Source organism: Hyunsoonleella pacifica (assembly GCF_004310335.1).
Lineage (GTDB): Bacteria > Bacteroidota > Bacteroidia > Flavobacteriales > Flavobacteriaceae > Jejuia > Jejuia pacifica.
On the sequence record NZ_SIRS01000002.1, the window covers coordinates 562,145 to 577,495 of the forward strand.

Below are 15,351 nucleotides of genomic sequence, written 5' to 3' on the forward strand. Positions count from 1 at the left end.
AGGGATTGAGTAGTGAAAGCCTGACCTCCCGATAGCTATCGGGATGGTAGCGCCCGTAAAATGATTCTAAAAAATCTCTAAACTTCCCTTGCCTTCTCTAATAACACTAGGTTCATCTACAGATAAATCAATTATTGTTGAGGGGTCGTTACCGCCATAACCACCATCTATAACCAAATCTACTAGGTTGTCCCATTTTTCAAGAATAAGCTCTGGGTCTGTAGTGTATTCCAAAATTTCATCCTCGTCTCGAATAGAAGTAGAAATAATAGGGTTTCCTAACTGTTTTACTATTTCTAAGGCTGTGTTATTATCGGGCACTCTTATACCTACTGTTTTTCGTTTTTTAAAAGGGTTGGGTAAGGATTTAGATCCTGGTAAAATGAAAGTATAAGCGCCAGGGAGTGCACGTTTTAAGATTTTAAACGTGGAGGTATCTATTTGCTTTACATAGTCGCTAAGGTTACTTAAATCATGACAAACAAACGAAAAGTTAGATTTTTCTAACTTTACGCCTTTAATTCTCGCTACCTTTTCTAAAGCTTTAATATTAGTAATATCGCAACCTAAGCCATACACTGTGTCTGTTGGATAAATAATGAGACCGCCATTTTTTAGTACTTGCACTACCCTATCAATTGCTTTAGGGTTTGGGTTTTCCTCATAAATTCTAATAAACTCAGCCATAATATTTATCTTGTACTAACGTTTACAAAGTAATTAAAAAAAAGCTCATGCGAATAGAAAAATACACTTTTGTAGTATTGTTTATTGTTAGTTTGTTTTTTGGATGTTCTAACGAAACAGCTGATGTTGAAGAGACTTCAAACGATACTTTAGACACAAGCAAAGTTTATGAAGAATTAAATATTTCTTACGGAAGCCATGAGCGTCAAAAGTTTGATTTGTACTTACCAGCGAATAGAACCTCTGTTACTAAAACTATTATTTTAATACACGGTGGTGGATGGACATCTGGTGATAAAGGCGATATGGATGCTATTAAACTTTTAATCAATCAAGAACTTCCTGATGTGGCAATTGTAAATATGAATTATAGGTTAGCAGATGCTAATAACCCACCATACCCTATGCAAATTGATGATATTTCCAGTTTAGTTGCATTTTTAAAGGTTAATAAAGACAGGTATTCTATTTCTGAAGATATTGGGTTTGTTGGCACCAGTGCTGGGGCACATTTATCGCTTTTATGGAGCTATGCTTTTGATAATGATGCTAAAGTAGATATGGTTTGTAGTATTGTGGGGCCAACCAATTTTACTGATCCTGCTTATTTAAATAATACAAACCCTGTTTTGCAGGATCTGCTAAATGTTTTTGGAATTGACACTACAACTGATTTCCTTGAAGAAGTAAGTCCGTTATTTCAAGTAAAAGCGTCTTCACCTCCTACTATACTGTTTTATGGTGGACAAGACCCGTTAATTCCTACCACTCAAGGTACTGATTTAAGGGATAAACTTGAGGCTTTGGGAGTTAGTTTTGAATTTACTTTATATGAAAATGCAGGACATGGATGGACAGGATTAGAGTTATTGGACACTTGGAGTAAATTAAAACTATTTATTGAAACATATTTATAACTAAACTTTGTAACATTTTATTGATTTAGCAGTCTTTATAGCATGAGCCGTCTTGTACTAACCTTATTTTTAATCCTTCCTATTGTTTGTTTTTCTGGAAACAAGAAAGTAAACCCACCGGTAATTTTTAAAAACGCTGAAATTTTAAATGCAAACACTACTAGAATTCCATTTAAATTGGTAGATCACCTAATGGTTGTTCAAGCTGAACTTTTAGATAAAAAAGGAAGTTTTATTATTGATACAGGGGCTGAGGCCATGATTTTAAATCAGGTGCATTTTAATAATCTGTATGAATTTCATAAAAATTCTAAAGAAGTTTCAGGTGTTAATGATGTCCTTGACTATTCTTATGAAAAACGAATAGATGCCTTTGATTTAAGTGGGTTTAGACTTGAAAATAAAGTTTCAGATGTTATTGATTTGTCGCATGTGGAAAAAAGTAAAAAAATTAAACTTTTAGGTATTATAGGCTATGATGTTTTAAAAGATTACGAGGTGTTTGTAGATTTATACTTAAAACAAATTACACTTACCAAAACAGATAAAAAGGGAAACCCACTTAACGATAAGATATATTTAGAGACTATTGTTGATAGCTTAGATTTTACTTTAAAAAAGCATACTATAGTTGTTAATGCTCTTATTAACAACCAAAAACTTAAGCTAGGTATAGATACTGCAGCAGAATTTAACCAAATCAATAAAAGTGTTAATAAAAAAGCGTTGCGTTATTTTATTCCCAAGAAACGATTAAAGCTTAGTGATGCTGGTGGTAAAAGTATTCGGGTTTTGGCAGGAAAATTGCATAGGGTTAAATTGAATAATAATGTTTATTTTGGTCCTATGTACACAGTTTTAACCAATTTAAATCAACTTAATGAAACCTTTGGTACACAGCTAGATGGTATTTTAGGGTATGAATTTTTTGCTCAAAAGCGCACTATTATCAATTACAAAAAAGAAAAGTTGTATTTTATTGACTATCCTCTAAATACACAATGAAATCACTAAAAACATGTTTGCTTTTAATGTTTTTTAGTTTTATAAATTTTGGTTTGCATGCTCAAGAAGATGCGTTAAAAGGTTATAAAATTGAAAACGACACTGTAGTGTTTCGTTTTGATGTAAGGGACTATTCAAAATTTACTCAAGAACACACAGGGCAACGCTTGGAGTTTTCAGATTTTAATATAGAAACTGTTGCTGTTTCTGGCGAGTTTAATCTTTGGTCTCGAGAAGGTTGGAGAATGGAAAAGGTAAGTGATTATGTTTATGAGCTTAAAAAGTGTGTAACCGATTTTAATGATGCCTTTACCTGGGAGTTTAAATACGTCATAAATAACGCCTATTGGGCAGAACCTTCAAAACGTGATGGAAATGTTTCTAAAGCTCTAAAAGACGGAAAAAAACTTAGAGGAATTTACAATCTTAAAATGTATACAGCTTATCCAACAAAAGAAGGTAATGTATATTTTAAGTTAAAAGGTTTTAAAGATGCCAAAAAGGTAATTCTTGCTGGATCATTTAATAAATGGAATGAACGTTTGTTTAAAATGAATAAAACCGATTTTGGTTGGGAATTAACACTTCAAATGAAACCTGATGTATATCAATATCGATTTATTGTGGATGGTAAATGGATGGAAGACCCACATAATCCCAATAAGACCCCTAATGAATTTCACGAATACAATTCAGTTATAGATATACAAAAATATACCACTTTTGCTTTGGTTGGATACGCTAATGCTGAAGAAGTAATTTTAGCAGGTTCCTTTAATGACTGGAATGAAGTTGACTTTAAAATGAAAAAAACTATTGATGGATGGGTATATACTATACCACTTTCTGGGGGGAAACATCACTATAAATTTATTGTGGATGGCAAATGGATGACAGACCCAGACAATCCTATTAGAGAATATGATGCTGAGGGTCATATTAATTCAGTTTATATGGTAAAATAGTTTGCTTACCCTATTACCTCTAACTTAGCAAAACGCAATAATAGCTTTTTATTTCCACCAGATTCAAACTTAATTTCAGCTTTGGTATCAGCGCCTTTACCTTCAATTTTTAAAACCTCTCCTTTACCGAAGCGTATGTGTTTTACAATGTTTCCAACCGCTAATTTACTATCAAATAAATTTGAAGCGCCATTACTTGTTTTCGATACAGGTTTTAAGTTTTTTGGTGTGGTAGCTTGAAACTTTTCTGGTGTTTTTCTAGAGACGCCCTTTTTAGGTTGCAATTGTTTGGCTGGTTTAAATCTAATTTTATTTGGGGACGTTACTTTATTAGGTTCTATATCTCCAAAAATGCTAGCATCAAGCATTGGGTTATAGCGGCGTTCTTCAATTGGTGTTACAATATCTAAATATTGTTCATCTATTTCTTCGATAAAACGGCTTGGCTCTGCATCAATTAATTTTCCCCAACGGTAGCGTGATAGCGCATAAGTTAAATAGGCTTGTTTTTCTGCCCTGGTTAATGCTACATAAAAGAGCCTTCGCTCCTCCTCTAGTTCGCTACGTGTATTCATACTCATAGCACTAGGAAACAAATCCTCCTCTAAGCCTACTATAAATACATAAGGAAATTCTAATCCTTTGGCTAAATGAATAGTCATTAATGCCACATGGTCACTATCACCTTTGTCGTTATCTAAGTCTGTCGCTAAAGCTACATCTTCTAAGAATTCGGCTAAAGCCCCTGTAGCATCGGCAATTTCTTTTTGGCCTTCCACAAAATCTTTCATACCATTTAGCAACTCTTCAATATTTTCCATACGAGCTACACCCTCAGGTGTACCATCTTTATTAAATTCTCTTATCAATCCGCTACTTCTAGTGATGTGTTCTGCTAATTCAAAAACATCAGCAGTTTGATTCATTACTTGGTAGCTTTCAATAAGCGTGGCGAAATTATCAAGTTTTGCTTTAGTGCCTGAATTGATTTTGACTTCTACCTTATCAAGGTTTTTAATAATATCAAAAATAGGTTTACCATATCCATTTGCAGCTACAACCAATCTATCAACTGTAGTTTGTCCTATGCCACGAGGCGGAAAATTTATTATGCGTTTTAAAGCCTCTTCATCAGCAGGGTTAATAACTAAGCGTAAATAAGACAATACATCCTTAATTTCTTTACGCTGATAAAAAGATAGCCCGCCATAAATGCGATACTTTATGTCTCTTTTACGTAATGCATCTTCTATAGCACGCGATTGGGCATTGGTACGATACAATACAGCAAAATCCTTATTAGGAATATGCTCTTGCATTTTGGTTTCAAAAATGGTGCTAGCTACATAACGCCCTTCATCCCCATCGGTTAAAGAACGATTTACTTTTATTTTAGACCCTTCGTCATTAGCTGTCCAAACTATTTTTTCTAGTTTGGTTTGGTTTTTATCTATAATTGAATTTGCAGCATTTACAATATTTTTAGTGGAACGGTAATTTTGTTCTAATCGAAATACTTTAACATCGTCATAATCTTTCTGAAAATTCAAGATATTATTAATATTTGCACCACGAAACGCATAGATACTTTGCGCATCATCTCCTACCACACATATATTTTGAAATTTATCAGATAACGCTCTTACTATTAAGTATTGCGAATGGTTAGTATCTTGATACTCATCAACAAGTATATATTTAAATCGATTTTGATATTTAGCCAGTACTTCTGGAAAACGTGTTAATAGTTCATTGGTTTTCAATAGTAAATCATCAAAATCCATTGCGCCAGCCTTAAAGCATCGTTCTACATAGGTCTTATAGATATCTCCCATCCTTGGTCGTCTTGCCATAGTATCAGCTTCAATCAATTCTGGATTTTGAAAATAGGCACGTACAGTAATCAAACTGTTTTTATATGACGAAATTCTAGAACGAATTTGTTTGTATTTGTATATATCCTTATCAAGATTCATTTCCTTAATAATAGAAGCTATTAATCTATCTGAATCTTGGGTGTCATAAATTGTAAAATTACTTGGATACCCTAACCTATCGGCTTCAATACGCAATATTTTTGCAAATACAGAGTGAAACGTTCCCATCCAAAGGTTTTTTGCTTCACTAGCTCCCACAATAGATGCAATTCGTTCTTTCATTTCACGAGCTGCTTTATTGGTAAATGTAAGCGACAAAATATTAAAAGGATCAATGCCTTTACTCATCATATATGCGATACGATACGTGAGTACTCGCGTTTTTCCAGAACCTGCGCCCGCAATTACAATCATAGGGCCATCAATTTGGATGGTAGGTTCTAATTGTGCACTGTTTAATTGATTTAAATATTTTTCCAAAGTATCCTCTTTTTCAACACGTGAAAATAACCAATGTTTATGGTATATTAGGTTTGAATTATCAATAATTATAAACAATTCGTCTTAATATATTTTTGAATATCTTTAGGCTTATTTTCAAAATTAACACATGGACAACGTTCTAAATTTTTTTTATAATATCCCTTGGTGGTTGTGGATTATTACGGTACTACTAATAATAACTTTACGAGATGTTTTTCAAAAAAAGCACACTATAATACATAATTTTCCTTTGGTGGGACACCTTAGGTATTGGTTGGAAAGCATAGGGCCAGAAATGCGTCAATATTTTGTGGCAAATAATAGGGAGGAATTACCTTTTAATCGTATTGAACGTGGTTGGGTGTATGCTTCATCTAAAAAGGAAAACAATTATGAAGGTTTCGGGACAGATAGAGACATTTATGAGCATCAGCATATTTTTATAAATAATGCCATGATGCCTTTTAAAATGGAAGAAAATCATCCAAATATAACTGATAGTACATTTCTTCCTTGTGCCAAGGTTATTGGGGCTTATAATAAGAGAAAAAAACCATATAGACCAGCTTCTATTATTAATGTGTCTGCAATGAGCTATGGCTCATTATCATCAAAAGCTATTGAGTCATTAAATAAAGGTGTAAACATGGCTGATGCCTATCATAACACAGGAGAGGGAGGATTGTCTCCTTACCATAGTAATGGAGGAGATGTTATGTTTCATTTTGGAACTGGATATTTTGGAGTGAGATCGAAAGATGGTGGGTTTTCAATGGAGAAAATGGTAAAATTAGTTGAAGATAATCCCTTTGTAAGAGCTATTGAAGTAAAATTGTCCCAAGGTGCTAAACCTGGTAAAGGTGGTGTATTGCCTGGCAAAAAAATAACAAAGGAAATAGCAGGTATTAGAGGTGTTGAAGTTAGTAAAACAGTACTCTCTCCTCCTACTCATAAAGCATTTTCAAATGTGCCTGAAATGGTAAATTTTATAGAAGATATTGCTGAAAACACAGGTTTACCTGTGGGAATAAAAGCGGCAATTGGAAAATTAGAACAATGGGAAGAATTGGCTGATTTAATGCTAAAAACTGGAAAAGGCCCTGATTTTATTACAATTGATGGTGGTGAAGGTGGTACTGGTGCTGCGCCTCCAAGTTTTGCAGACCATGTGTCTTTACCTTGGGTTTATGGTTTTGCTGATATTTATAGATTATTTAAATCTAAAGGCCTTACTGAGCGTGTTGTTTTTATAGGAAGTGGAAAATTAGGGTTCCCAGCTAAAGCAGCTATGGCTTTTGCTATGGGCGTAGATTGTATTAATGTAGCAAGAGAAGCTATGTTGAGTATTGGCTGTATTCAAGCACAAATTTGTCATACAAACCGCTGCCCAACAGGTATTGCTACTCAAAGTAAATGGTTGCAAAATGGTATTGATACGTCTTTAAAATCGGTACGACTTGCGCAATATTTTAAGACCTTTAGAAAAGAACTCATCGAAATTACGCATGCTGCGGGATATGAGCACCCATGTCAATTTAGAATGAGTGATATTGAAATGAATGTAGATGACCATAATTTATCTAAAAAGTTGGATAAAGCCTATATGTATAACAAAGCAATTGTGCCTTTTGAAAGCATGCAACATCTGAAAGATTGCGTATATTTGGGAGGTACTGAAAAAGTCCAAAAATCTAATTAGTCAAGTTCTCAATTATGGATTCAAGCAGAATTATAGATTTGTTTTTATTTACACTTCCATCGTTAATAACAGGAGTAATAGCTTATTATTTTTTTCAAACTCATACCAAAAATGAAGATGGTAGAAGGCGTTTTCTTTTAAAAAAGGATTTGCAAACCACATCATTACCTTTGCGTTTACAAGCTTACGAACGGTTAACCTTATTTTTGGAACGTATTTCACCAAATAAATTACTTTTACGTGTTAAGCCAACATCTTCTAATAAAGAGGATTACGAATCCTTATTGATACAAAGCATTCAACAAGAGATGGAGCATAATTTAACACAACAAATTTATGTTAGCGAAAAGTGTTGGAGTGTTATAAGTACAGCAAAAGCTGCTACAGTACAATTAATTAGAAAAGCAAATTTATCTGATAAAACAGATTCCGCAGATAAACTTCGTGAGGTTATTTTAACAGAAATGATGGAACGTCATTCTCCTAGTGATGCTGCAATTTCAATTTTAAAAGAAGAGGTTAGGGAGTTGTGGTAGACTCATCATCAAAGCGTAATTCATTAGATTTTGCTTGTTCGCATTTATTTTTAGCATAATCCCAACCTTGTTGCCACCAAGAAGTCATCAGTTTTTTATTAAAAATCAATGAGTTTTCTGTCAGTTTAGAGGGGGTATAGTATAAGTTAAGTTCTACACCTTTATTCTTTGCAGCTAATTTTCCAATGGTAATATCATTACGTTCTATTTGATCTGAAAGGTGTCCAAATAGATTAATAAGTAACGAGAAAGGATTCTTCCCTAAAACCTTATTATACTCCATACTTTCAGATTCTAAAACAATGGCGTCCACTTGAGTAGCACCTCTTAGAATTGCCTCCCTAATAGGGATTACGCAACCTAAACCACCGTCAGCATATTCAAATCCATTCTTCTTGACTAAAGACATAAATGGGATGTAATTGCAAGAAATCCATATCCATTCACAAAATTCATCATAGCTATAATCTTTAATAGACTTATACTCTACTCTGTTTTTTGAAAGATTAGAAACCGTTACAACTACATCATCTTTTGTTGCTTTAATTTTTTCATATTCCGCTTTGGTAAGGTGTTTTTTAATATGACGCTTTAAAGCTTTACTTTCTCCAAAAGTTCGTTTCATTTTTATAAACTGCCAAAGCGTATTAATAAAATCTATAGAAACAAATTCTCGTTTTCCTTTTTTTCTTATGGTAAAAGGGTTTGTACTAAAAATATCGTTTTGATTAACATTGGTATACACATGATAAATTTTATCAATTTCTCCTGCGGCAAGATGAGGTACTAATAGACTACCGGTAGATGTACCTAAAAACATATCATAATCACGTCCCTCAACTTCCATTAAATATTGAGCAACACCTCCAGCATAAGCGCCTTTACTTCCTCCTCCTGATATAACTAAGGCTTTCATAAAAATTATTTGCGCATAAATATAGTGAATAAGACCAGACTCAAACATTAATGTAGAGTAAATAATAATTAGAATACCTAACGATATGTATTTTAAAGAGAAAAAGCACGTTATCACGAAATTTTAAACATAAGCTAAAAAGAATATATATTTTAGTAGGGCTATTAACCTAACTTTTACCATGCTAAAGAAATCCATTCTTGTTGCATTATTTTCTATTGTAATAATTGCATCGCTATTTGCTTTAAAGCATACGAATCCTGTTTTTCAATATACATACAAAAGCTCTAATTCTTTTTTACCGCCTTCTGCATCTATTTCAGGCACAACAGAAGTGTGTTTGAATAGCAGCCCAAATCCAGAAATTACGTTTACAGGTTCTGGAGGTGCAGCGCCTTATACCTTTACATATACCATAAATGGAGGAGGCAATTTAACCATTTCCACTGTTGGTGCTAGCAGTAGTATAGATCTACCCGTAAGTACAAATACAGCAGGAACATTCATCTACAGATTGGTCTCTGTTGAAGATAATACTGGAGATACCGATACAGCCAGTGGTGCCGCCACTATAACTGTAAATACCCTTCCAACAGTAGATTTTACATTTGATAATAATGCAGCGTGCTCAGGTATAGCGGTAAACTTTACACCATCGGCTACAGGTAATGGCCCCTTTAGTTATAATTGGAGTTTTGGGGATGGAGACACATCTTCAAGCAACAATCCCTCTCATGTTTTTGAATCTCTTGGGTGTGGTAATCAAATTTTTAATGTTACACTTACCGTTACTGATGATAATGGGTGTACTGCATCTGTGACAAGACCTGTAACAGTGCAGCAAAAACCCTTGTTGGAATTTAGGGATGTTGATAGTCCTTTTGACCCATTTAACAATTGTGGTAATAACACCACAGATCCTTCTTATACCATTAATGTTGACATTAGTAATGTTTCTCCTTGCGTTAACTCGTATGATGTAGATTGGGGAGATGGCAGTGCAGTAGAAACAGGTGTTACTTTTCCAGCAACACATACTTATACGCAATTGGGTTCTTTTAACATGGAGATAACTGGAAGAGGCACAAATTGTGATAATACAGTAACGTATTTAATTAAAAATTCCAGTAACCCTACAGGAGCTATAGTAAACCCTGGTAATACGGTAAATTTATGTACTCCTGTAGATCCTATTGAATTTGCTATAGGTTCTTGGGCAACTAACCCACCTGATACAAATTATCAAGTAGATTTTGGAGATGGTACGTTTGAAAGTTATACACAAGCACAGTTAGAGGCTTCCACATATTTTAATGCTGCAGACCCCGTAAATTCACAAGATTTCCCTATTCCTCATACCTACACGGAAACGAGCTGTCCTTTAAGTTATACTGTGTTTTTATCGATTACAACATCTTGTGGGCAAACTAATTTAACTGCTGGGCCTATTATTATATTGCGAAGGCCTGTTGTGGATTTTGAAGATCCTCCGATAAGTTGCGTTAACACTCCTGTGCAATTTGTAAATACCTCATTAGATGGATTTAGCAATAATTGTAGTGTTAATGATGGTTACTTTTGGGATTTTGGAGATGGTACCACATCAACCAATAGAGATCCTTCTCACATATACACAGCACCCGGCACTTATACCGTTTCGTTATATGCTGAAAATTCTTGTGGTGTAACTAATACTGTTACCAAAGATATTTGTATTGAATCTGATTTAACCACAGCCTTTACTTTAGATACCAATAACGGCTGTACGGCTTTAAATGTTCAGGCTACTAACACTACAGACTTAAGCAATAGTTGTGGTGGTGTAACGTATTTATGGGAAGTAGCCCATACTTCTGGGTTTTGTAATACTGGTATTGCCTCATGGAGCTTTACAAACGGTACGGATGAAAATTCTGCGTCACCCTCGTTTGAATTTAATAGTTCAGGAACTTATACATTAACCTTAACTACTACCAATACCTGTGGTAGCAGTACTATTTCTGAAACTGTAGAAGTAAAACAACCTCCTACAGTTGTTATTAATAGTATTCCTGATTTTTGTGGAACAGCTTCCATTACACCAGTAGCCAATGTAGATACTTGTGCTCCAGCTTCTGAGACAATAACCTATAATTGGAGTTTCCCTGGAGGAACACCAGCTACTGTAACTACACTAAATCCTGGGACTATAACATACAATACTCCGGGAAACTATCAAATTACATTTAGTGTGACTTCGAGTTGCGGTACTACTACCGATACCGAAGATTTTGTTATAAACGAAATCCCTACAATTACCAATACGGATTTAACGCAAACTATTTGTTCTGGAACAGAAACTAGCGAAGTGGTTTTAACTTCCGATATTTCTGGGACAACCTATAATTGGACCGCTACGGCTCCTGCAGGGGTAAGTGGTTTTATTGCTAATGCTACCACCAATATAATACCAGTACAAACACTATTTAATACTAATACGACTTCAGAAGATGTTACGTTTACAGTAACACCATCAAATGGGACTTGTGATGGTGCTTCAGTAAATATTGTGATTACAGTTGATCCCGCACCACAGTTTACCAGTCAGCCTCAAGATGAAACTATTTGTTTAAACGGTACTGTTTCGCCTTTAACGGTAAGTGTTAACGGTCCGGGAACACCATCTTACCAATGGTATAGTAATACTGTAGATAATACCACAACAGGAACAGCTATTGCAGGAGAGACAACTGCATCCTATACTCCACCAAATGCTACTATTGGTGTTGTTTATTATTATGTTACGGTCTCATTTACGTCAGGAGCTGGTTGTAACGAGATTACATCAAACACCTCTCGAGTTGAAGTTGTAGAAAGTATACAAATAGACTCAAACCCAATAACAACCCAAAGTGTATGTGTGGATGGTGCTGTGAACACTGATTTGGTTGTAACACACTCAGGAGGCACTGGCACCATTACTTATCAATGGTATTCCAATACTACAAATACAAATACTGGAGGTACTATTATTCCTGGAGCTACAGCAGCTACATATGCTCCACCTGCTTTTACAGTTTCTGGTAGTTATTATTTTTATGTAATAATTACTGTAAGCGGCAGTGGGTGTTCGCCAATTACAAGCGATGTTTCGGAAGTTGTTGTGGCAGATGATCCTATTATAACCTCACAACCTTTAATTTCCCAAGAGTTATGCCAAGGTACGGTGCCCCAAGATTTAGAAATTACTGCTTCTGGCGGTATAGGCTCAGGGTATTCATACCAGTGGTATAGCAATACCACCAATACCAATACAGGAGGTACAGCCATTCCTGGTGAGACAAGTGCCATATTTACACCACCAACCAATACCGTGGGAACGCTATACTATTATGTAGTTGTTACTGAAAATGAACCTGGGTGTAGTGTTACGAGTCAAACATCAGAAGTTATCATAAATGCTGCTCCAGCTTTTACCAGTCAGCCTCTTTCTGAGACCATTTGTTTTGGCAATACGTTTAACACGTTGTCTGTAGCGTTTGCCAACGGCGTAGGAACACCTACATATCAATGGTACAGTAACACTGTAAACAACAACACAACTGGAACTGCTATCGCAGGAGAAACCACCAATACTTATACACCACCTTCAGGAACTATAGGTACTGTATATTATTATGCCGTGATAACATTTTCTTCAGGAGGGTGTTCTGAAATTGTTTCTCAAGTTTCTGAGCAAACAGTTAATGAAACCCCAAATATTGGTAATACATCTACTATAATCTGTAGTGGTACATCTTTTAATATTACTCCCGATAGTTCTGGAGGAGATATTGCACCTGTGGGGACTACTTACACATGGGCAAATCCTGTTGTTAATTCAATAGGGACAATTACAGGAGCATCTCAACAGTTAACGCCCCAAAATACTATTAGCCAGACATTAACCAACACAACAACAACGCCTTCTACCGTTACTTATACAGTAACCCCAACCCTTGGCATATGTGTAGGTAATACTTTTGAGATTGTAGTTACGGTTAACCCTTCTATAACCATTACTGCATCACAAACCAATAGCCTATGTTATTTAGATAATGGAGGTGCTTTAGAGATAGATATCACTGGAGGCGTACCATTTAGTTCAGGTGTGCCCTATCAAATAAACTGGACAGGACCTAATAGTTTTGTAAGTACTGATGAAGATATATTTAATTTAGCTCCTGGAGCTTACACGGTTTCAATTCTAGACGATGGTGGTTGCCCATACAATGAAACATTTACTATAACAGAACCTGATGAATTAGTTTTTAGCAACATAGACTTTGATCCTGAAACGATCTCGTGTTTTCAAGCTGATGATGGAGAAATTGAAATTGATGTATCTGGAGGTACTGCGCCTTATACATATAGCTGGACAAGAAATGGTACATCTTTTAGCTCTGATGAAGACTTATCTAATCTGTTACCAGGAACTTATATTTTAACAGTTGTTGATGCTAACAATTGTAGCCCGATTACTGAAAGTTTCGATATTATAGAACCACCTGAACTACAAGCAAGTTTAGATACAAAAGTTGATGTGATTTGTTTTGGTGAGGCTGCTGGAGCAATAAATATAGACGTTACTGGAGGAAGACCCTTTGAAAATTCCCCAGGTATTTTTACTTATACGTATAGTTGGTCAGGTCCCAATGGTTTTGCGAGTACAAACCAAAATTTAACAGGGTTATTTGCTGGAACCTACAATGTAACAGTAACAGATAGGTCGGGCTGTATAGATGACTTGGAGGTTATAGTTAACCAAACAGATGAAATTATTATTGATTATACGGCAACAGAAATAGAATGTTATAACGATAATGATGCGTCTATTACTATAAATTCTATAACAGGTGGAAATGCCCCTTACACTATAGCTTGGAGTAATTTGGGCTCTGGAATGGTGCAAAACAATCTTTCTCCGGGTAACTATGTTATTACGGTTACTGATGCTACCAACTGTGTTAAGCAAGAAACTGTGGTTATTGACTCTCCTCCTGTTTTCAGGATTAATCCACAAGTATCAAATGTCTCCTGTTTTGGAGAAAATGATGCAAGAATTATACTTAACCTGGAAGGCGGTATAGCACCTATCAATCTTGTTTGGGATGATGACCCTTCTGCTGGTGTAGAACGCAATAACATTGGACTTGGAACATATACAGTTACCATAACAGATAGTAAGCCTTGCGTTATTACAGAAACATTTGTAATTACAGAACCTGATCCTTTAGTTATTTCTGGAACAAAAACTGATGCCTTGGATTGTGATGATGCTAATAGTGGTTCTATCAACGCAATAATTACAGGTGGCTCCTTACCACTAACCTACCAATGGTCTAACGGCGCAACTACAGAAGATTTAAGTAATATCCCTCCAGGAAACTACACATTAAATATTGTAGATGCCAACGGATGTGAAATATCAGAAGACTTTAGTATTAATCGTTTTGAGCCTCTAGCCTTAGATGTTGAAGTGATAACAAATCATAATTGCGACACAAGGGTTGTAGAACAATCTTTTATTGCCAATCCAAGCGGTGGTGTTCCTCCCTATCAGATTAGTTGGTCTAGTGGAACGATAACAGGTGCAAATAACGAAATAATGCAAACAGATACCAATGGATTAGTAGCTGTTGATATCACTGATGCGTTGGGCTGTAGTAATACATTTTCTTACAATGTAGATATACCTGTTTTGGGAGACGCCGATTTTACTGTTTCTGCAGAGGCATTTGATACCTTTGGTTTTTATTCTATTGAAGACCCCATTCAATTTACAAATACAGCAATAGGAAGTTTTGTTAGTGTTTCATGGGATTTTGGAGATGGCACTTTTTCAAATGAAGAAAACCCTGTACATACCTACAAGGCTGTTGGGACTTATGAGATAATCCAAACCGTAGTGTATCCCTTTGATTGTGTTTATACTAAAACCATTAGTCTTGAAATACAAAAAGGCTACAGCTTAATTATGCCTAATGCATTCACTCCAAACAATGATGACTTAAACGATTACTTCTTACCAGCACAAATAGCATTATCTAGTTTAAAATTAGAGATTTATAATACTTGGGGGAGCATGGTGTATTCTGAAGAAGACGATGAGAATATTGAAGGCTGGGATGGTAAAATAAAAGGCGATCCTGCCGAGAACGGTAACTATTATTATACGTTTTCTGGAGAAACATTCTATGGTAAAAAAATAGAAAGTAAAGGTGTTGTTGTTTTAATTAAATAAAGAG

Annotated in this window: 9 protein-coding genes; 6 read left to right on the forward strand and 3 right to left on the reverse strand. The window is 35.2% G+C overall.

The genetic code is table 11. From position 1 onward, the window contains the following. Positions 1-66 precede the first annotated feature (66 nt). Positions 67-687 carry an L-threonylcarbamoyladenylate synthase gene (locus EYD46_RS05850; RefSeq protein ID WP_130936125.1) on the reverse strand — a complete coding sequence of 207 codons (621 nt, stop codon included), beginning with the start codon at positions 685-687 and terminating at the stop codon, positions 67-69. 47 nt (positions 688-734) lie between these two features. On the opposite strand from EYD46_RS05850, the gene EYD46_RS05855 reads away from it, so the two are divergent. Genes EYD46_RS05855 through EYD46_RS05865 form a run of 3 tightly spaced genes read left to right on the forward strand, consistent with a single transcriptional unit; the run spans position 735 to position 3,574 of the window. Next, the gene (locus EYD46_RS05855) at positions 735-1,604 is read left to right on the forward strand and encodes an alpha/beta hydrolase (protein ID WP_130936126.1); all 870 of its coding nucleotides are present in this window, start codon (positions 735-737) and stop codon (positions 1,602-1,604) included. 42 nt (positions 1,605-1,646) lie between these two features. Beyond that, the gene (locus EYD46_RS05860; RefSeq protein ID WP_130936127.1) at positions 1,647-2,609 is read left to right on the forward strand and encodes a pepsin/retropepsin-like aspartic protease family protein; all 963 of its coding nucleotides are present in this window, start codon (positions 1,647-1,649) and stop codon (positions 2,607-2,609) included. Continuing rightward, positions 2,606-3,574, forward strand: coding sequence for a glycogen-binding domain-containing protein (locus EYD46_RS05865; RefSeq protein ID WP_130936128.1), 969 nt, complete (start codon positions 2,606-2,608; stop codon positions 3,572-3,574). The genes EYD46_RS05860 and EYD46_RS05865 overlap by 4 nt, the downstream gene beginning before the upstream one ends. A gap of 5 nt (positions 3,575-3,579) precedes the next feature. Here the strand turns inward: EYD46_RS05865 and EYD46_RS05870 are convergent, their stop codons facing one another. Further along, a complete protein-coding gene (locus tag EYD46_RS05870) occupies positions 3,580-5,931 on the reverse strand; it encodes an ATP-dependent helicase (RefSeq protein WP_130936129.1) in 2,352 nt (783 codons plus the stop codon). Positions 5,932-6,061: 130 nt separating this feature from the next. Here EYD46_RS05870 and EYD46_RS05875 point away from each other — a divergent pair, with 130 nt between their 5' ends. Both EYD46_RS05875 and EYD46_RS05880 read left to right on the forward strand, forming a co-directional pair. Continuing rightward, entirely contained in the window at positions 6,062-7,633 is a 1,572-nt protein-coding gene (locus EYD46_RS05875) for an FMN-binding glutamate synthase family protein (protein ID WP_130936130.1), read from the forward strand. A 14-nt stretch (positions 7,634-7,647) separates the two neighbouring features. Then, positions 7,648-8,169 carry a DUF7935 family protein gene (locus EYD46_RS05880; RefSeq protein ID WP_130936131.1) on the forward strand — a complete coding sequence of 174 codons (522 nt, stop codon included), beginning with the start codon at positions 7,648-7,650 and terminating at the stop codon, positions 8,167-8,169. On the opposite strand, the gene EYD46_RS05885 is transcribed toward EYD46_RS05880, so the two are convergent. After that, positions 8,153-9,085, reverse strand: coding sequence for a patatin-like phospholipase family protein (locus EYD46_RS05885; RefSeq protein ID WP_130936132.1), 933 nt, complete (start codon positions 9,083-9,085; stop codon positions 8,153-8,155). The genes EYD46_RS05880 and EYD46_RS05885 overlap by 17 nt on opposite strands. 181 nt (positions 9,086-9,266) lie before the next feature. Here EYD46_RS05885 and EYD46_RS05890 point away from each other — a divergent pair, with 181 nt between their 5' ends. Beyond that, the gene (locus tag EYD46_RS05890; RefSeq protein ID WP_130936133.1) at positions 9,267-15,347 is read left to right on the forward strand and encodes a PKD domain-containing protein; all 6,081 of its coding nucleotides are present in this window, start codon (positions 9,267-9,269) and stop codon (positions 15,345-15,347) included. Positions 15,348-15,351: the final 4 nt, after the last annotated feature.